We start from the raw sequence: 18,329 nt of genomic DNA, 5'->3' as shown, positions 1-18,329 counted from the left end.
GGGCGGGGGGACCGGCCGGGAGAGGACGATCGCACCCGGCCGCTCGACGTTGCCGCGCTCGCCCGCACTGCCGACGTTGGCCAGCACGACGGCGAAGTAGGGCAGGACCACGGCGCCGATGGCGAAGAACAGCAGCCACCAGCCGTGGGCGAAGAGCAGGCAGATGACGCAGAGCATCCTGATGCCCATGGCAATCGAGTACTTGATCGCGCGGGAGCGCCGCTCGGCGCTCGGCGACGGCGGTAGGGAGGTGAGTGTCTCGCGTGGTTTCACAGCCCTGCAAGCCTACGTCGCGGCGGGCGGGTGCAGGCCGGGAGGGCCTCATCCCGGAATCTGTTGCGCGACGCGCCTCTAGGATGTACGGGTCGCCCGGCGCCGCACGAGCGCCGGCAGGAGGGACACCATGACCACGCCGCGCACCGTCCTCGTCACCGGGGGCAACCGGGGGATCGGCTTCGCCATCGCCCAGGAGTTCGTGGCCGCCGGTCACCGGGTCGCCGTGACCGCGCGCTCGGGCTCCGGTCCGGAGGGCTCCCTCACCGTCGTCGCGGACGTGACCGACGCCGCCTCCATCGACGCCGCGTTCACGCAGGTCGAGGCCGAGCTGGGCCCGGTCGAGATCCTGGTGGCGAACGCGGGCATCACCCGCGACACCCTGCTGCTGCGCATGACGGAGGAGGACTTCACGTCCGTCGTCGACACGAACCTCACCGGGGCGTTCCGCGTCGTCAAGCGCGCATCGAAGGGGATGCTCAAGCAGCGCTTCGGCCGCGTCGTCCTCATCTCCAGCGTGGTCGGCCTCTACGGGTCGCCGGGCCAGATCAACTACTCCTCGTCGAAGGCCGCCCTCGTGGGCTTCGCCCGCTCGCTGACCCGCGAGCTCGGCGCCCGCAACATCACCGCCAATGTCGTCGCTCCCGGCTTCATCGAGACCGACATGACCGCGGAGCTCTCGCCGGAGCAGCAGGCGGAGTACCGGAAGAGCATCCCGCTCGCCCGCTACGGCACCGCTGCCGAGGTCGCGAAGGTCACGCGCTGGCTGGCCGGCGACGAGGCGGCGTACATCTCGGGTGCCGTGATCCCGGTCGACGGCGGCCTCGGGATGGGCCACTGACCGATAAGCCCTGGGCTTATATCCGACGGATATAAGCTCTAGGCTTATGCGATGACCTCCTCCGATGTCGTCGCCGTGCTCCTGGATCTGGTGACCTCCCGCTCCCTCGTCGACCGCGCGGGTGCTCAGCGCGAGATCGAGCGGGGCTTCGCCGAGGTGGAGGCCGCGGTCCCGGCGATCCAGCCCCTGCACCCGACGGTCGGCGACGAGTTCCAGGCGATCTACCCCTCCGTCCACGCCGCGCTCCGGGCGACGCTGCAGGCGCGCCTCTCGCTCCCGGCCGGCGTCGACTGCCGCGCGGGCATCGGCCTGGGCGAGGTGCGGGTAGTCGGGTCGGGGATCGCCGGGGACCTCGAGGACGGGTCCGGCTGGTGGCGCGCGCGCGAGGCCATCGATCGCGCCCACGCGCTCGAGGACGGTGCCGTGCCCACAGCCCGCGGATGGTTCGTCGCCGGGGACGCCGACGGGGACTCCGGCGAGGCGGCCGTCAACGCCTACCTCCTCTCCCGCGACGCGCTGGTCGGAGCGCTCAGCGCGCGCGATCGCCGACTCGTGCTGGGGAGCCTGCGCGGAGCGTCGCAGAAGGAGCTGGGCGAGCAGGAGTCGATCTCGCAGCCCGCCGTCTCGCAGGCGCTGCGGCGCGCGGGAGCGGGCGCCCTCCTCGCCGGCGCGCGCCTGCTGGAGGAGACGTGCTGACGGCGCTGCTGCTCGCCGTGATCGGCCTCGGCGACCTCGCGCGCACGCACCTCCGCCGCCGTGCGGCCCTCCTCGCGATCCCCGTGCTCGCCGCCGCAGCCGTGACCGCAGCGCTCCTCGCCGGAGCCCCGCCGCTCGGTGCGGCGATCGTCGTCGTCCTGGCCGGAGCCTGGCTGCTGACGACCACGACCGTCGAGAACGCGCGGCCGCCCGGGGGTCTGCGTCCGGCCGTCGCCCTCGTCGCGGCGGTCCTGGTGCTGACCGCTGTCGACCGCGCCGTCGGCGTCCCGACGGGGCCGCTCGCGCCGACCATCGTCGCGAGCACGCTCCCTCCGATCGAGCAGCTCGCTCTGGCGGTCGGAGCCGGGCTCTTCCTGCTGGAGAGCGGCAACGTGATCGTGCGGGCGGCGCTGTTCCGCGAGCTCCCGCAGGCCGAGCCCGCGCCGCGTCCGCGCTGGAGCGAGCGGTTCGCGCGTCGGGAGCCGGCCGACGCCCGCCTGCCGGACCTCCAGGGCGGGCGCACGATCGGACCGCTGGAGCGGCTGCTGATCGCCGGTCTCACGCTCGCCGGAGCGATCGGCCTCGCCGGTGCCGTGCTCGCGGCCAAGGGGATCGTGCGCTTCCCCGAGATCTCCCGCGACGGCGGCAGCGGCGAGAAGGCGGAGTACTTCCTGGTGGGCTCGCTCGTCAGCTGGGCGCTGGCGCTCGGCTGCGCCGGACTCGTCGCGATCGCGGGCCGCTGACCTTCCTGAGGCCGGGGGAGGCGGGCCTCAGCCGCGGAGGCCGAGGACGGGCAGCAGCTGCGACAGGTCGAGGCCGCCGACGACGAGGTCGGCGCGCTCGCGCACCAGGGGCTTGGCGTTGAAGGCGACCGCGAGGGAGGCGACCGCCATCATCTCCAGGTCGTTCGCACCGTCGCCGACGGCGATCGTGCGCTGCGGCGGGACGCCCGAGACCGCCGCCCACTCTCGGAGCGCCTCCGCCTTGGCCGCGGCGTCGATGACCGCCCCGTCGACCGCTCCGGTCAGCAGGCCGTCCCCGCAGCAGAGGCGGTTGGCCCGGACGAAGTCGAGGCCGAGCGCACCGGCGACCGGGTCGAGGACCTCGTGGAACCCTCCGGACACCACACCGATGCGGCCGCCAGCGGCGTGGACGCCGGCCACGAGCTCGGCGGCGCCGGGCGTGACGCGGACGCCTGAGCTCACATCGGGGAGCACCGACTCCGGGACCCCGGCGAGAGTGGCGACCCGCTCGCGGAGGCTCTCGCCGAAGTCGAGCTCGCCGCGCATCGCCCGCTCCGTGACGGCGGCGACGCGCTCCTCGGAGCCGGCGTGCACCGCGAGGAGCTCGATCACCTCGTCCTGGAGGAGGGTGGAGTCCGCGTCGAGGACGACGAGGAAGCGGGCAGGCGTCGCAGGACGCTCACTCATGGGCCGGTCCGATCGGTCGGGTGGGCGCGCCGGGGCGCAGAGCTCGACCCGCGGGGGTGCTACGGGTGGACGACGACGCCCTTGCCGACGACGGTGATGCCCGACTCGGTGACGGTGAACCCGCGCTCGCGATCGCGGTCGTGGTCCACGCCGACTCGAGCACCGGGCTCGACGACGACGTCCTTGTCGAGGATAGCGCGGACGACCAGCGCGTCCGGGCCGATGCGGACCTTGTCGAAGACCACCGAGTCGGTGACCGTCGCGTTCGACTCGATGACCGTCCAGGGCCCGACGACGCTGCGCTCGATGTGCGCGCCCGAGATCACGGTGCCGAGCGAGACGACCGAGTCGACCGTCGATCCCATGTTGCCCTTGCCGTCGCGGACGATCTTGGCCGGAGGGGAGTTCAGCTGCGACGAGAAGATCGGCCACTGCTGGTTGTAGAGGTTGAAGACCGGCAGCGCCGAGATGAGGTCCTGGTGGGCCTCGAAGAAGGAGTCGATGGTGCCGACGTCCCGCCAGTAGTAGCGGTCGCGGTCGGTCGAGCCGGGGACGTCGTTGAGCTTGAGGTCGTAGACGCCGGCCTCGCCGCGCGCGACGAAGTCGGGGATGATGTCGCCGCCCATGTCGTGGTCCGACGTGGAGGACTCGCCGTCGCGGATGACCGCGTCGATCAGGGCGTCCGCGTCGAAGACGTAGTTGCCCATGGAGGCGAGGACCTCGTGCGGGGAGTCGGCCAGGCCGACGGCGTCCTTGGGCTTCTCGAGGAACTCGGAGATCATCGTCGGGACGATGCCGTCGCCCGCCTCGTCACCGGCGAGCTGGATGACGCCGAACTGGTCCGCGAGCTCGATCGGCTGGCGGATGGCCGCGACGGTCGCCTTCGCACCGGACGTGATGTGCGCGTCGATCATCTGCGAGAAGTCCATGCGGTAGACGTGGTCGGCGCCGACCACGACGACGATGTCGGGCTTCTCGTCGCGGATCAGGTTGAGGCTCTGCAGGATCGCGTCGGCCGAGCCGCTGAACCAGCGCTTGCCCAGGCGCTGCTGCGCGGGGACCGAGGCGACGTAGGAGTTCAGGAGCCCGGAGAGGCGCCAGGTCTGCGAGACGTGGCGGTCGAGCGAGTGCGACTTGTACTGCGTCAGCACGACGATCTGAGTGAGACCGGAGTTGATCAGGTTGGACAGCGCGAAGTCGATCAGCCGGTACTGCCCGCCGAACGGCACCGCGGGCTTGGCCCGGTCCGCCGTGAGGGGCATGAGGCGCTTTCCCTCGCCGCCGGCGAGGACGATGCCGAAGATCTTCTTTGACTGCATGGCACCACAGTAGGGGCTCGGGCTTCCCCGTGGACCCCGGCTGTCGCCGGGGGAGCGCCCTGTACTACGGTTCGGGGGTGCGAGTCGATCTGCTGACCAAGGAATACCCGCCCGAGGTGTACGGGGGAGCCGGTGTCCACGTGGCCGAGCTCACCAAGGCGCTGCGCAGCGACCTGGAGGTCGTGGTGCGCTGCTTCGGCGCGCCGCGCGAGGAGGAGGGCACGTTCGCGTACTCCGTCCCCGCGGAGCTCGCCGAGGCGAACGGCGCGCTGCAGACCCTCGGGGTCGACCTGCAGATCGCGCAGGACGCGGCGGGGGCCGACCTGGTCCACTCCCACACCTGGTACGCCAACGCCGCGGGGCGTCTCGCCCAGCTCCTGCACGGCATCCCGCACGTGGTCTCGGCGCACAGCCTCGAGCCGCTGCGTCCGTGGAAGGCCGAGCAGCTCGGCGGCGGCTACCGCGTCTCGAGCTGGATCGAGCGGGAGGCGTACGAGAACGCCGACGCCGTGATCGCGGTGTCCGGCGGCATGCGCGAGGACATCCTCCGCTCCTACCCGGCCCTGGACCCGGCGAAGGTCCACGTGGTCTACAACGGCATCGACCTCGACGCCTGGCACCCGGTCGAGGACGAGGCCGTCCTCGCCGAGCTGGGCATCGACCCCTCGCGCCCCTCCGTGGTCTTCGTCGGCCGCATCACCCGGCAGAAGGGCCTGCCCTACCTGCTCCGCGCCGCGGCGACCCTGCCTCCCGAGGTGCAGCTCGTGCTCTGCGCGGGCGCCCCCGACACCCCCGAGATCATGGCCGAGGTCACCTCCCTCGTCCGCAGCCTCCAGGAGGAGCGCACCGGCGTCGTCTGGATCGACCGGCACCTGCCGCGCCACCAGCTCTCCGCGGTCCTGACGAACGCGACCACGTTCGTCTGCCCCTCGATCTACGAGCCCCTCGGCATCGTCAACCTCGAGGCGATGGCCTGCGGTGCGGCGGTCGTCGGGACGGCGACCGGCGGCATCCCGGAGGTCGTCGACGACGGCGTGACCGGCCGTCTCGTCCCGATCGAGCAGGTCACCGACGGCACCGGCACCCCCGTGGACCCGGAGCGCTACGTCGCCGACCTGGCCGCCGCCCTCGCCGAGGTCGTCGCCGACCCGGAGACCGCGAAGCGGATGGGCGCCGCGGGCCGCGAGCGCGCGCAGAGCCACTTCAGCTGGACGCAGATCGCGCGGGACACCCGGGCGATCTACGACTCGCTCGTCTGAGCCTCCCGGCCGCCTCCTTTAGAATGGCTCCCATGCCCAGCGTTGTCTCGTTCGTCGATGTGTCCTTCGTCCGGAACGGCAAGCGGATCCTCGACCACGTGTCGTGGGACGTGGCCGAGGACGAGCGCTGGGTGATCCTCGGCCCCAACGGGGCGGGCAAGACCTCGATCCTGCAGATCGCCGCCGCGCAGAACTACCCCTCGACCGGTGCCGCGCACCTGCTCGAGGAGACCCTCGGCCGGGTCGACGTGTTCGAGCTGCGCCCGCGCATCGGCTACGCCTCGACCGCGATGGCGCGCCGCCTCCCGGCCGGCGAGAGCGTGCTCGACGTCGTGATGACCGCCGCCTACGCCGTCACCGGCCGCTGGAACGAGGGCTACGACGCGATCGACGAGCGCCGCGCCCGCCGCGTGCTGTCCGAGTGGAAGCTCGAGCACCTCGCCGAGCGCACCTTCGGGACGCTCTCGGACGGCGAGCAGAAGCGCGTCCAGATCGCCCGCGCGATCATGACCGACCCCGAGCTGCTCCTGCTCGACGAGCCGGCCGCGAGCCTCGACCTCGGCGCCCGCGAGGAGCTCGTCCAGCTGCTGGGCGGCTTCGCGAAGGACCCGGCGTCGCCCGCGATCGTGATGGTGACCCACCACGTCGAGGAGATCCCCGACGGCTTCACCCACGCCCTGCTCCTCCGCGACGGAGCGGTGGTGGCGGCGGGCCCGCTGGCCGAGTCCCTGACCGAGGCGACGCTCGCCGAGACCTTCGGGCTCGACATCGCTCTCACCCGCGAGAACGGGCGCTTCTCGGCCCGCGCCCGCGGCTGACCCCGGCTCCGGGGTCCGGGCGCGGCGCGACTTCTGCGCGCGCTGCCGGTCTGGTATTCTCGGTAGCTGGTTCGGGCCCGTTCGCGGTGCGCCCGCCCTCATCCACCCGTTCCCGTCGACGACAGGTGCGGTTCAGGACCATCGACGACAGGACACGACCATGAAGACCGACATCCACCCCGAGTACTCCGCGATCGTCTTCCGCGACCTCGCGTCCGGTGAGACCTTCCTCACCCGCTCGACCGCGAAGAGCAGCAAGACGATCGAGCTCGACGGTGTGACCTACCCCGTCATCGACGTCGAGATCTCCTCCGCCTCGCACCCGTTCTACACGGGCAAGCAGCGCATCATGGACTCGGCCGGCCGCGTCGAGAAGTTCAACAGCCGCTACAAGAACTTCGGCAAGTAGCACTCCTCGATGGGCCCTCGACCTCACGGTCGGGGGCCCTTCGTCGTTCGTGCGGGGCGGTCCTCAGTAGCGGTAGAAGCCCTCTCCGGTGGCCGTTCCGAGGCGGCCGCGATCGAGGTACTCCGTCTTCAGGTGGGCGGCGAAGGCCTGGGAGGCCTCGTCCGGGGCCGCGGCGGCGATGTTGTAGGCGGTCCGCAGACCGACGACGTCGAAGATCTGGAAGGGTCCGAGCGGGGCGCCGGTGCCGATCCTCCAGGTCTTGTCGATGGTCTCGTGGTCGGCGTAACCGCCCATGAGCAGACCCGACGCGGCGTTGAGGAGCGGCACCAGCAGCGAGTTCAGGACGTAGCCGGCCTTCTCCTTCTGCAGCCTGATGGGCTCGAGGCCGCTGGAGACGGCGAACTCCACGACGGCGTCGACCACGGCGGGGTCCGTGTCCGCCGTCCCCATTATCTCGGCCGTGTTCTGCGCCCAGACGTGGTTGGCGTAGTGCAGCGCGAGGAACCGGTCGGGTCGGCCGGTCGAGGCCTTCAGGTCGCTGGGGAGCAGCGTGGACGAGTTGGTCGCGAAGACCGTGCGCTCGGGAGCGAGCGCACCCAGGCGGCCGTACAGCTCCTGCTTCAGGCCCAGGTCCTCGGGGACGGCCTCGATCACGAGGTCGGCGTCGGCGACAGCCTCCGCGAGGTCGGAGGTGAGGCGGAGGGAGTCGAGCGCCTCCTGCGGTCCGCCGGCGACGCCGCCGGGCACCGACTCGTAGACGCCCGCGAGACCGCGGAGCCGCTCGCGCGCCGACTCGAGGACGTCGTCGGAGAGGTCGTAGACGGTGACGGCGAAGCCGTGGAAGGCCGACTGGAAGGCGATCTGGGAGCCGAGCACTCCGCTGCCGAGGACGGTGACCGTGCGGATGGTGGGCATGACTTCTCCTTGCGAGAGGGGGAGGGGGAACACGTGCTCACCCGATCCCACAGCGCCGCGGTCCGCGGAGCGAGGGCTTGCGCCGACGGGCGGGCCGTGGCCGTCGGGGAGCCGGCGCGGTAGCGTCCCGGCATGGTGTCCTTCGCCGACAAGCCGATCCTGCCGTTCACGACTCCTGAAGAGTGGGACGCCTACCTCCGCGGCGAGCCCGACCCGGACGGAGTCCGGCTGAAGCTGCGGAAGAAGGCCGCCGTCGATCCGGGGATCACCTACGCCGAGGCGCTCGACATCGCGCTCTGCCACGGCTGGATCGACGGTCAGGCGGGAGCCTTCGACGAGCAGTTCAAGCTCCAGGCCTTCACCCCGCGGCGTCGCGCGAGCCCGTGGTCCAAGGTCAACCGCGATCATGTCGCACGGCTGCTGGCGGAGGGTCGGATGCTGCCGGGCGGGCTGGCCGAGGTCGAGCGGGCACGTGCCGACGGGCGCTGGGACGCGGCCTACCGGCAGCGCGATGCGGAGGTGCCGGACGACTTCCAGCGGGCGCTCGACGCGGATCCGCAGGCGCTGGCCTTCTTCGCGACCGTCGGCGGGCAGAGGCGCTTCGCGTTCCTCTTCCGCCTCTCGCAGCTGAAGCGGGCGGCGACGCGGGAGCGGCGGATCGCGGAGTACGTGGCGCTCCTGCGCGAGGGGCGCACGCTGACCTGAGGGGTCAGTGGCGGACCGGCCAGCCCCCGTCGGCGACGAAGGACTCGTCGCGGACGCGGCGCATGTACTCCTGGAAGGACTCGGCCTGGGTGCGGCACCAGTCGACCTGGAGCGCGTGCAGGGCCTCCGCGCCGACTCCGAGCTCGTCGGCGAAGGCGCGGCCCAGCGCCTGGGCGACCCGACCCGCCGCGATCGCGTCCGCGCCCGCGTCGTGCGCCTCGGTGAGGGCGACGCCGTAGTGCTCGGCGGCGAGGGTCAGGGTGCGCTTGCCCTTGCGGTAGCGGTCCACCGCCTTGTCGATCACGAGCGGATCGACGACGGGGCTCGGGTCGAGCAGCACGGGCACGCCCCAGCGGCGCGCCTCGTGGGCGAGAAGTGAGAGGTCGTAGGGGGCGTTGTAGACGACGACCGGGATGCCGCGGGCGAGGAGCGAGCGCAGCGCCTCGGAGATCTCGGCCACGACCTCGCCGGCGGGGCGGCCGTGCGCGCGGGCGTGTTCGGTGCTGATCCCGTGGACGGCGGAGGCGCCGGCCGGGATCTCGACCCCGGGATCGGCGAGCCAGGTCGTGCCCTCGATCGGCTCGCCCGCCGCGTCGATCACGCCGACGTGCGCGGTGACGATGCGGCTCGTGCGGACGTCGATGCCGGTGGTCTCGAGGTCGAACACGGCCAGCAGGTCGAACCACCGCGCCCCTTCGGAGGGGACGAGCTCCTGCTCGGCGTCGTCGAACAGCATCGGCTCGGTCTGCGTCTCGGTCGTTCCGGTGGTGCTCACGCCGACAGCCTAAAGGGGGCCTCCGACATCGGCCGGAGGCCCCTCGGCGTGCTGCCGGGTCAGCGGGCCTCGTGCGCCTTGGCGACGTGGAGCCAGAAGAAGCCCTGCGTGCCGAGTGTCATCGTCAGCGTGCCGTCGTCCGAGAATCCGGGGAAGCGGCCGCCGCCGAACAGGTCGCTGAGCGTCGATCCGGGGTTCTCCGGGTCCGTGATCGTGACCGAGACCGGGTTGTGGTTGAAGCTGAAGACGCAGAGCACCTCCTCGGGCTGGTCGCCCATCTCGGAGCCCGAGCCGGCGTAGTCCCGCACGAAGGCGAGCACCGACTCGTGGTCCGTCTCGAGGACGCGCATCGACCCCAGGCCGAACGCCGGGTGGCCGCGGCGCACGTGCAGGACGTTCCGCATCCAGTGCAGCAGGGAGCGGGACTGCGCCAGCTGCGCCTCCACGTTGACCTGGTTGTAGTGGTAGACGAGCGACTGGACGATCGGCTGCACGAGCTTGCCGGGGTCGGCGGCCGAGAAGCCGGCGTTGCGGTCGGGCGTCCACTGCATCGGCGTGCGCGACGCGTCGCGGTCGTTGAGCCAGATGTTGTCGCCCATGCCGATCTCGTCGCCGTAGTACAGGAACGGGCTGCCGGCGAGGGAGAAGAGCAGGGCGTTGATCAGCTCGAGCTCGGCACGCGAGTTGTCCAGCAGCGGCGCGAGCCTGCGGCGGATGCCGATGTTCGAGCGCATCCGCGGGTCGTAGGCGTACCAGCCGTACATGGCCTGGCGGTACTCCTCGGACACCATCTCGAGCGTGAGCTCGTCGTGGTTGCGGAGGAACACGCCCCAGGCGGCGCCGCTGGGGATGTCGAACGTCTCGGAGAGCACCTTCTTCAGCTCGTTCGCCGTCTGCGCGCGGAGGGAGTAGAAGATGCGCGGCATGACCGGGAAGTCGAACGCCATGTGGCACTCGGGCTCCTCCTCCGTGCCGAAGAACGCGGCGACCTCCCGCGGCCACTGGTTCGCCTCGGCGATCAGGATGCGGCCGGGGTAGTCGCGGTCGACCATGGTGCGGAGGTTCTTGATGAACTCGTGGGTGGGCGGCTCGCCCTCTCCGTTGCCCTCGTCGGACTCGTAGAGGTAGGGGATCGCGTCGAGCCGGATGCCGTCGACGCCGAGGTCGAGCCAGAACTTGACCACGTCGTGGATCGCCTCGTGCACGGCGGGGTTCTCGAAGTTGAGGTCCGGCTGATGCGAGAAGAAGCGGTGGAAGTAGAACTGGCGGCGCTCGGCGTCGAAGGCCCAGTTCGAGTCCTCCGTGTCGACGAAGATGATGCGGATGTCCGGCCACTTGTCGTCGGTGTCGTTCCAGACGTAGAAGTCGCCGTAGGGGCCCTCGGGGTCGGACCGGGACTGCTGGAACCACTCGTGCTGGTCGCTGGTGTGGTTGAGCGGGAAGTCCATCACGATGCGCATGTTGCGCTCGTGGGCCTTCCGCACGAGGTCGCGGAAGTCCTCCATCGTGCCGAACTCGGGGAGGATCGCCTTGAAGTCGGAGACGTCGTAGCCGCCGTCGCGCAGAGGCGACATGTAGAACGGCGGGAGCCAGAGGGCGTCGATGCCGAGCCACTGCAGGTAGTCGAGCTTGGAGGCGAGCCCGTTGATGTCGCCGGCGCCGTCGCCGTTGGAGTCGTAGTACGACCGGATCATCACCTCGTAGAACACCGCCCGGCGGTACCACTGGGGGTCGAGGGCGAGTCCGGGGAGTTGGATCGGCGACGTGAAGCTCACGGTGCTCCTTCTGCTGCTGCCTGAGCGGATGACCGTCTCGCGAGACGGGTGGGCGGTGCGCCGTGTTGCGAGCGCGTGATCATGCTCCCGGCTCGGATCGAGGCCACGCAAGGCGTTGCGGCCAGATCTTCGACGGGCTTTCCCTACGATAAGGAACGCGATGACCACTCCCTCCCCCTACGCCTCCGATCTCGGCCGTGTCCCCGTCCGCGAGGCCGCGGTGGACGTCGCCGGATCCCGCACCGCCTACTGGACCTACGGCGCTCCGGACGCCTCGAGCGTCCTCGTGCTGGTGCACGGGTTCCGCGGCGAGCACCACGGCCTCGAGCCCGTCGTCGCCCGTCTGCTCGCCGGGGGAGCGGACGTGCGGGTCGTCGCTCCCGACCTGCCCGGCTTCGGCGCCTCGACCCCCATGACGCGCCTGCCGCACGACGTGGACGGCTACGCCTCCTGGCTCGGCTCCTTCCTCGACGCGCTGGGGCTCCGCGGAGAGGCGGCCGTCCTCGGCCACTCCTTCGGCTCGATCGTCGCGGCCGCGGCCGTCGCGGACGGGCTGCCCGCTCCGCTCCTGGTGCTGGTCAACCCGATCGGCGCGCCCGCCCTGCAGGGTCCCCGCGGCGTCCTGACCAGGCTCGCCGTCCTCTACTACCGGCTCGGCGCGCTCCTGCCGGGGCCCCTCGGACGCCGCCTGCTCAGCGACCCGTTGATCGTGCGGGTGATGAGCCTGGCGATGGTGAAGACGAAGGAGCCGGCGCTGCGACGCTTCGTGCACGACCAGCACGACCGCTACTTCAGCGCCTTCGCCTCCCGCGACACGGTCCTCGAGGCGTTCCGCGCCTCCGTCTCGCACGACGTCGGCGAGTACGCCTCCCGGATCGGCGTGCCGACCCAGCTGATCGCCGCGGCGCAGGACGACATCACTCCGCTCCCGGCGCAGTACCGCCTGCTCGAGAGGCTGCCGCACGCCCGCCTGCACGTCATCGACGGAGTCGGCCACCTGATCCACTACGAGACGCCGGACGAGGCCGCCGCCGTGCTGCGGACGGCCCTCGAGGAGGGGATCGACCGATGAGGATCGTCGTCGACTGCCGGTACACCCGGCTCGAGCGGCACGACGGGATCAGCCGCTACACCGCGGAGCTCGTCCGCGAGCTCGCGAAGCTGCACGACGTGACCATGCTGATCAGCGACCGCCGCCAGCTCGCGATGCTCCCGTCGCTCCCGTGGGAGCGCGTGACCGGGCCGACCAGCCCGTTCGAGCCGTTCGTCGCGCTGCTGGTGAACCGGCTGCGGCCCGACGTGGTCTTCTCGCCGATGCAGACCATGGGCTCGCTCGGCCGCCGCTACCGGCTCGTCCTGACCGTGCACGACCTCATCTACTACCGCCACCGCACTCCGCCGCGCGACTTGGCCGCTCCCGTGCGCGCGCTCTGGCGGCTCTACCACCTCGCCTGGTGGCCGCAGCGGAGGCTCCTCCAGCGCGCCGACGCGGTCGTCACCGTTTCGGAGACGACCCGCGACCTGATCCGCTCCCACCGCCTCACCACCCGGCCGGTGGTCGTCGTCCCGAACGCGGCGACCGAGCCCGACGAGGCGAGCGCCGCTCTGGCGGGATCGCTGCCCGACCGGTCGGCCGCGCGCTCGCTCGTCTACATGGGCTCGTTCATGCCCTACAAGAACGTCGAGACGCTCGCGCGCGCGATGCGGCTGCTGCCCGACTACGAGCTGCACCTGATGAGTCGGGCGACCGACGAGACCGTCGAGACGCTCCGGGCCCTGGCGCCGACCGCGAAGCTGGTGTTCCACCAGGGGGCGCCGGACGCGGAGTACCGTGCGGTGCTCGCGCGGGCGACCGCTCTCGTGACGGCGAGCAGGGACGAGGGCTTCGGGATCCCGCTGGTCGAGGCGATGGCGCTCGGGACGCCGGTCGTGGTGAGCGACATCCCGATCTTCCGCGAGATCGCCCAGGACGCCGCCGTGTACGTCGACCCGTCGAGCGCGAAGGGCATCGCGGACGGCGTGCGGTCGCTCGAGGACGGCGCCGTGTGGCGGACGCACTCGGCCCGGGCGAGGGAGCGGGCCGCGGCCTTCTCCTGGCGCGACTCCGCCCGGGTGCTCTTCGGGCTCCTGCAGGACCTCGGCCGGCGCTGACGCGGTCCGGCGATCGGACCGCCTCCGGGAGGCGGGCCGTCAGGCTCCCGGGGCCGGGCTGAGCACGTCGTCGAGGTCGACGTCCGCCACGACCACGTCGCCGGAGTCGTCGACGCCGACGATGCGCAGTGCCCCGTCGACGATCGCGAAGTCGTGCCGGGAGCCGTTGCCGACCGAGACGCCGTGCACGGGGAGGTCCTCGCTGCTGAGCGCGCGGATCAGGCTGCCGATGACCGCACCGTGCGTGGCGACGACGACGGACGCGTCAGGGAAGCGCTCGGCCACCTCGAGCAGCGCGGCGGTCGCCCGCTCGACGACTTCGGCGCGGGTCTCGCAGCCGGGGATCGGCGCGCGCTCGATGCCTCCGGGGAAGCGCTCGGCGAGCTCGGGACCGGTCATCCCCTCCGCCTCGCCGTAGGCGCGCTCGGCCAGGCCCGGCACCGCCAGCGGCTCGTCGAGTCCGAGACCGCGCGCGATGATCGCTCCGGTGTCGAAGGCGCGCTGCAGCGGACTGGCGACCACCGCGTCGAAGCGCCGGTCGGCGAGCAGCCGCGCCGCCGCCCGCGCCTGGGCGCGCCCGGTCGCGTTGAGCGGGATGTCGCTCCTGCCCTGGATGCGCCGGGTGGCGTTCCAGTCGGTCTGGCCGTGGCGGACGAGGGTGAGCTGGGTCACAGGGGCCTCTCGGGAGGTCGGGTGCGGAGCGGGCGGGAGCTCAGAGGGCGGCGGTGCGGCGCGCGGGCAGGCGCTCGGCGAGCTCGCGGAGCACCTCGCTGGTGCCTCCGTCGATCTTGATGCTTGCCCGCGAGTCGCCCTTGGTGGTGCCGCGGTTGACGATCACGATCGGCATCCGGGCGCGTCGGGCGATCTCGAGGAAGCGGATGCCGGAGTTGACCACGAGCGACGAGCCGGCGACGAGCAGGGCGTCGGCGCCCGCGACGATGGCGCGCGCCTCCTCGAACCGCTCGGTCGGGATGAACTCGCCGAAGAAGACGATGTCCGGCTTCAGGATCCCGCCGCAGACCGTGCACTCGGGGACGGTCATCGCCGAGACGTCGTGGACCTCGGCGTCGCCGTCGGGGTTGAGGGAGGAGACGTCGGGGTCGTCGAGCCAGGGGTTGAGCGCCTCGATCCGCTCGGCCACCGCGTCGCGGGCGAAGTACTGGCCGCAGGTCATGCAGCGCACACGGTCCGCCGAGCCGTGCAGATCCACCACGCGGCGCGAACCGGCTCGGACGTGCAGGCCGTCGACGTTCTGCGTGACGACGCCCGTGAGCAGGCCGCGCTCCTCGAGCCGGGCCAGGGCCCGGTGGCCGTCGTTGGGGCGCGTGCTGGTGAAGCGGCGCCAGCCGAGCTGGCTGCCGGCCCAGTACCGGCGGCGGTAGTCGGGATCGGCGACGAACTGGGAGTAGGTCATCGGGCTGCGCACCGGTGCCCCGGCTCCGCGGTAGTCGGGGATGCCCGAGTCGGTGCTCATGCCCGCGCCGGTGACGGCGGCGATGCGGCGCCCGCTGAGGAGTTCGACGGCCTGCTCGACCGCGAGCGCCTCGGGGCCCTCGGCGACCGGTGTCGGACTCGACTCCATCCGCGCCTCCTTCGAGGGCCGTTCGAGCGGCCCCTGGACGAGTTTAGTCCGCGCCGTGCCCTAGATTGCCGGGATGCCGATCGTGCACATCACCGACCTCGACCACCCGCTCCTCGCCGACTACCACCGCCTCACCGACGTGGCGCTGCGGCGGGTGCTGGAGCCGGAGGGCGGTCTGTACATCGCCGAGTCCGCCAAGGTGATCGAGCGGGCGCTCGACGCCGGGCACCGTCCCCGCTCGGTCCTGGTGCAGGAGAAGCGGCTGCCGGACGCGGCCGGGGTGCTCGAGCGTCACCCCGAGGTGCCGGTCTTCGTGGCGCCGGATCCGCTGATCGAGGAGCTGACCGGATTCCACCTCCACCGCGGAGCGCTCGCCTCGATGCACCGTCCGCCGTTGCGGCCGATGGCCGAGCTGCTGGAGGGCGCGCGCCTCGTCGTGATCCTGGAGGACCTGGTCGACCACACGAACGTCGGCGCCGTCTTCCGCGCCGCGGCCGGCATGGGCGCGGACGCGGTCCTCGTGACGCCGCGCTGCGCGGACCCCCTGTACCGTCGCAGCGTCCGGGTGAGCATGGGCACGGTCCTGCAGGTGCCGTGGACCCGCACCCCCGAGTGGGCACCGGCTCGCCGGGCTCTGGAGGAGGCCGGGTTCTCGGTCGCCGCGCTGGCGCTCGCTCCGGACGCGGTGCCGCTCGACGAGTACGCGGCGGCTCGCCCTGAGCGCGTCGCGATCGTCCTGGGCGCCGAGGGGGACGGGCTCAGCCGCGCGGCGCTGGCCGCCTCGGACACCGTCGTCACCATCCCGATGCTGCACGGCGTCGACTCGCTCAACGTGGCCTCGGCGAGCGCCGTCGCACTGTGGGCGCTGACCCGCGGGCGCTGACCGCCCGGCTCCGGCGCTCGGCGGCCCCGCGGTGACCTGCTGCTGACGCTCCCGCCGCTGGATCGGGGTCGGTGCCGCGCGTCACCCGCCGCGTCCGACGACGGGGCGGCGTCCGGGACGGGTGAGAGGCCCGCCCGTACGATGACGGGGTGACCTCCCCGACCCGATCCGACGACGCCCTCGACCTGTTCGGGGAGCCCGCCGCGCCGGAGCCGCGACCGCGTCGACGGCGCGGGGCGGTCGTCGCCGGTCTCGTCGCTGCGACCGTGCTGGTCGGTGGAGGCGGTGCCTACGCGACCAACGCCGCGACCGCGGAGCTGCCGACGGCGAGCGCCGTCGCGGTGGACCCCGTCTCGAGCACCGTCGACGCGCCCGCTCCGGCCTGGCCGGCCTACGGCTCCGGCGCCGTGGCGGCCGTGGGCATCGACGGGACGGAGGAGGACGGGCTGCTCGCCCGCTACGGCTCCACCGGAACCGTGCCGACGGGGAGCATCGCCAAGGTCGTCACCGCTCTCGTCGTCCTCGCGGCGAAGCCGATCGCAGAGGGGACGGACGGGGAGACCATCACCTTCACGAGCGCGGACGTGCAGTACTACAACGACACCCTGGCCGAGAACGGCTCGAACGCTCCGGTCACCGCGGGTCTGCAGCTGACCGAGCGGGAGGCGCTGACCGCCATGATGCTCCCGTCCGCGAACAACTACGCGAAGTCCCTCGCGATCTGGGCGTACGGCTCGGAGGACGCCTTCCTCGCCGCGGCGCGCGGCTGGCTGGACGGGCAGGGGCTCGAGCGGACCTCCCTCGCCGACACCAGCGGGCTCTCGCCGGCGACGGTCAGCACGACGGCCGAGATGGTGCGCCTGGGCGAGCTGCTGATCGCGGACCCGGTGCTCGCTCCGATCGTCGCGATGCCGACCGCGGTCATCCCGGGGGTCGGCGAGGTCGACAACACCAACTCGCTCCTCGGCCGCTCGGGAGTGGATGGGATCAAGACGGGGACGACCGACGAGGCGGGCTCGTGCCTGCTGTTCTCGCTCGACGCGACCGTCGAGGGCCGGCCGGTCACCCTGGTCGGCGTGGTGGTGGGCGCGCGCACGCACCCGCAGCTCGCCGCGGACGTGCTGACCCTCGTCCCGACCGTCGAGGCGGGCTTCCGGACCGTCCCGCTGACCGTCGAGGGGCAGGACTACGGCACCCTCACGAGCGCCTGGGGGGAGACGGCGACGGCCGAGACCGCGGAGGCGCGGTCCGTGCTGGTGTGGGGTGCGGTCTCGACGTCGACCACGGTCGCCCTCGATCCGCTCGAGACCGTCGCCGACGGCGAGCGCGTGGGGACCGCGACCGTCGACGTCAACGGCACCCCGTACGAGCTTCCCCTCGTCGCCGACGGGTCGATCGAGGACCCGGGCTTCGCCTGGCGCCTCGGCCACCCGGCCGAGCTGTTCGGCTGAGCGCGGGGCGAGCCGCCGCCTCCCGGGAACTGATCAGTCCACGGGATCCGCGGCCCGGTCGCCGACGATCCGCACGCCGGCGGTCGCGATGTCCTCGGCGACCTCCTCCGGCGTCGCGTTGCCCGGCACGACCGAGCCCGGCTCCGAGGCCGCGGGAGCGGTGCTCCAGCGCTCGGCGGAGGGCCGCTTGGCGGTGATGAAGTCGCCGAAGGACTGGTGGCGGACTCGGCGCAGCACCCAGGGCACGAGGTACTCCCGCGCCCACTGGATGTCCTCCGTGCGGGCGGCACGCCAGGTGCGGGCGTGCAGCGGCTCCGGGGCGAGGGGGCGCAGGTCGTTCTCGACGTTCAGCGACTCGAGGACCATGCGCGCGACCTCGTGGTGGCCGTGCGGGTTGAGGTGCAGGCGGTCCGGCGCCCACATCCGCACGTCCTGGATCTCCTGGAGGGACCACTGGTCGGCGACGATGCAGTCGTACCGCTTGGCCAGCGCCCGCAGGTTCTCGTTGTAGATCGCGACCTTCCCGCGGATCCGCCCGAACACGGGGGAGAAGCCCACGTCCACTCCGGTGAAGAGGACGACGGTCGCCCCGTCGGAGCGGAGCCGGGCGAGGCCCGACTCGAAGCGGGACGCGATGTCGTCGGGGTCGGTCCCCGGGCGGATGACGTCGTTCCCGCCCGCGGAGATGGTGATGAGGTCGGGGCGCAGCTCCAGGGCGGGCTCGACCTGCTCGTCGACGATCTGCTGCAGGAGGCGGCCGCGGACCGCCAGGTTGGCGTAGGCGAAGTCCTCGTTCTGGCTGCCCAGGACCTCCGCCACGCGGTCCGCCCAGCCGCGGTGCCCGCCGGGGCTGCCGGGCTCGGGATCGCCGATCCCCTCGGTGAAGGAGTCGCCCAGGGCGACGTAGCGGGACCACGGATGACGCTGCTCGACCATCCCTCCATCATGCTCCGCACCCGGCCGCCGGTGGCACGGCGCGACACGCCGTGCGCCTCCCGGCGGGCCGCGGAGACCGAGCCGCTGTCGGAGGCGTCGGCTAGATTCGGT

Annotated in this window: 20 protein-coding genes; 11 read left to right on the top strand and 9 right to left on the bottom strand. The window is 72.3% G+C overall.

Features of this window, described 5'->3' with window-relative positions:
• Positions 1-273: DUF3099 domain-containing protein (locus C5C29_RS08670; protein WP_146083472.1), on the bottom strand; the 273-nt coding region annotated here is incomplete at its 3' end.
• Positions 274-403: 130 nt separating this feature from the next.
• On the opposite strand from C5C29_RS08670, the gene C5C29_RS08665 reads away from it, so the two are divergent.
• The 3 genes from C5C29_RS08665 to C5C29_RS08655 are packed head-to-tail and all read left to right on the top strand — an operon-like array spanning position 404 to position 2,553.
• Complete coding sequence (locus C5C29_RS08665) at positions 404-1,114, top strand: beta-ketoacyl-ACP reductase (RefSeq protein ID WP_104225284.1); 711 nt, start codon at positions 404-406, stop codon at positions 1,112-1,114.
• 51 nt (positions 1,115-1,165) lie between these two features.
• Entirely contained in the window at positions 1,166-1,810 is a 645-nt protein-coding gene (locus tag C5C29_RS08660; RefSeq protein ID WP_104221954.1) for a SatD family protein, read from the top strand.
• Complete coding sequence (locus C5C29_RS08655) at positions 1,804-2,553, top strand: hypothetical protein (RefSeq protein ID WP_104308246.1); 750 nt, start codon at positions 1,804-1,806, stop codon at positions 2,551-2,553. Before C5C29_RS08660 ends, C5C29_RS08655 begins: the two co-directional genes overlap by 7 nt.
• 27 nt (positions 2,554-2,580) lie before the next feature.
• On the opposite strand, the gene serB is transcribed toward C5C29_RS08655, so the two are convergent.
• Positions 2,581-3,240: a phosphoserine phosphatase SerB gene (serB, locus tag C5C29_RS08650; RefSeq protein ID WP_104273052.1), complete on the bottom strand. Its 660-nt coding sequence runs from the start codon at positions 3,238-3,240 to the stop codon at positions 2,581-2,583.
• 59 nt (positions 3,241-3,299) lie between these two features.
• Positions 3,300-4,559, bottom strand: coding sequence for a glucose-1-phosphate adenylyltransferase (locus C5C29_RS08645; RefSeq protein ID WP_104221960.1), 1,260 nt, complete (start codon positions 4,557-4,559; stop codon positions 3,300-3,302).
• 77 nt (positions 4,560-4,636) lie between these two features.
• On the opposite strand from C5C29_RS08645, the gene glgA reads away from it, so the two are divergent.
• The 3 genes from glgA (at position 4,637) to C5C29_RS08630 (ending at position 7,045) form a co-directional block, all read left to right on the top strand.
• Positions 4,637-5,818, top strand: coding sequence for a glycogen synthase (glgA, locus tag C5C29_RS08640; RefSeq protein ID WP_104225282.1), 1,182 nt, complete (start codon positions 4,637-4,639; stop codon positions 5,816-5,818).
• A 32-nt stretch (positions 5,819-5,850) separates the two neighbouring features.
• Positions 5,851-6,636: an ABC transporter ATP-binding protein gene (locus C5C29_RS08635; protein ID WP_104221964.1), complete on the top strand. Its 786-nt coding sequence runs from the start codon at positions 5,851-5,853 to the stop codon at positions 6,634-6,636.
• Between the two features lie 160 nt (positions 6,637-6,796).
• Positions 6,797-7,045 carry a type B 50S ribosomal protein L31 gene (locus C5C29_RS08630; RefSeq protein WP_068253003.1) on the top strand — a complete coding sequence of 83 codons (249 nt, stop codon included), beginning with the start codon at positions 6,797-6,799 and terminating at the stop codon, positions 7,043-7,045.
• 63 nt (positions 7,046-7,108) lie between these two features.
• Here C5C29_RS08630 and C5C29_RS08625 read toward each other — a convergent pair whose 3' ends face one another.
• Complete coding sequence (locus C5C29_RS08625) at positions 7,109-7,960, bottom strand: 3-hydroxyacyl-CoA dehydrogenase (RefSeq protein ID WP_104308245.1); 852 nt, start codon at positions 7,958-7,960, stop codon at positions 7,109-7,111.
• A 132-nt stretch (positions 7,961-8,092) separates the two neighbouring features.
• On the opposite strand from C5C29_RS08625, the gene C5C29_RS08620 reads away from it, so the two are divergent.
• Positions 8,093-8,665 carry a YdeI family protein gene (locus tag C5C29_RS08620; RefSeq protein ID WP_104221968.1) on the top strand — a complete coding sequence of 191 codons (573 nt, stop codon included), beginning with the start codon at positions 8,093-8,095 and terminating at the stop codon, positions 8,663-8,665.
• A gap of 4 nt (positions 8,666-8,669) precedes the next feature.
• Here C5C29_RS08620 and C5C29_RS08615 read toward each other — a convergent pair whose 3' ends face one another.
• Both C5C29_RS08615 and treS read right to left on the bottom strand, forming a co-directional pair.
• A complete protein-coding gene (locus tag C5C29_RS08615) occupies positions 8,670-9,401 on the bottom strand; it encodes a 3'-5' exonuclease (RefSeq protein ID WP_104222136.1) in 732 nt (243 codons plus the stop codon).
• A gap of 98 nt (positions 9,402-9,499) precedes the next feature.
• Positions 9,500-11,215 (bottom strand): maltose alpha-D-glucosyltransferase, encoded by a 1,716-nt coding sequence (treS, locus tag C5C29_RS08610; protein ID WP_104221970.1) that lies wholly within the window; start codon positions 11,213-11,215, stop codon positions 9,500-9,502.
• A gap of 160 nt (positions 11,216-11,375) precedes the next feature.
• Here treS and C5C29_RS08605 point away from each other — a divergent pair, with 160 nt between their 5' ends.
• Complete coding sequence (locus tag C5C29_RS08605; RefSeq protein WP_104221972.1) at positions 11,376-12,287, top strand: alpha/beta fold hydrolase; 912 nt, start codon at positions 11,376-11,378, stop codon at positions 12,285-12,287.
• Entirely contained in the window at positions 12,284-13,366 is a 1,083-nt protein-coding gene (locus tag C5C29_RS08600; RefSeq protein ID WP_104221974.1) for a glycosyltransferase family 1 protein, read from the top strand. The genes C5C29_RS08605 and C5C29_RS08600 overlap by 4 nt, the downstream gene beginning before the upstream one ends.
• Positions 13,367-13,405: 39 nt before the next feature.
• Here the strand turns inward: C5C29_RS08600 and C5C29_RS08595 are convergent, their stop codons facing one another.
• Entirely contained in the window at positions 13,406-14,038 is a 633-nt protein-coding gene (locus tag C5C29_RS08595; RefSeq protein ID WP_104221976.1) for a histidine phosphatase family protein, read from the bottom strand.
• Between the two features lie 40 nt (positions 14,039-14,078).
• A complete protein-coding gene (locus C5C29_RS08590) occupies positions 14,079-14,948 on the bottom strand; it encodes a Sir2 family NAD-dependent protein deacetylase (RefSeq protein ID WP_104221978.1) in 870 nt (289 codons plus the stop codon).
• A 73-nt stretch (positions 14,949-15,021) separates the two neighbouring features.
• Between C5C29_RS08590 and C5C29_RS08585 the strand changes: the two genes are divergently transcribed.
• Together C5C29_RS08585 and C5C29_RS08580 are read left to right on the top strand one after the other, a co-directional pair.
• Positions 15,022-15,831, top strand: coding sequence for an RNA methyltransferase (locus C5C29_RS08585; protein ID WP_104221980.1), 810 nt, complete (start codon positions 15,022-15,024; stop codon positions 15,829-15,831).
• Positions 15,832-15,980: 149 nt separating this feature from the next.
• A complete protein-coding gene (locus C5C29_RS08580) occupies positions 15,981-17,282 on the top strand; it encodes a D-alanyl-D-alanine carboxypeptidase family protein (protein WP_104221982.1) in 1,302 nt (433 codons plus the stop codon).
• A gap of 33 nt (positions 17,283-17,315) precedes the next feature.
• Here C5C29_RS08580 and C5C29_RS08575 read toward each other — a convergent pair whose 3' ends face one another.
• The gene (locus C5C29_RS08575) at positions 17,316-18,218 is read right to left on the bottom strand and encodes an SGNH/GDSL hydrolase family protein (protein ID WP_104308244.1); all 903 of its coding nucleotides are present in this window, start codon (positions 18,216-18,218) and stop codon (positions 17,316-17,318) included.
• Positions 18,219-18,329: the final 111 nt, after the last annotated feature.

The organism is Rathayibacter sp. AY1H2 (genome assembly GCF_002931985.1).
Lineage (GTDB): Bacteria > Actinomycetota > Actinomycetes > Actinomycetales > Microbacteriaceae > Rathayibacter.
This window is presented reverse-complemented; position numbering and strand designations above follow the sequence as displayed.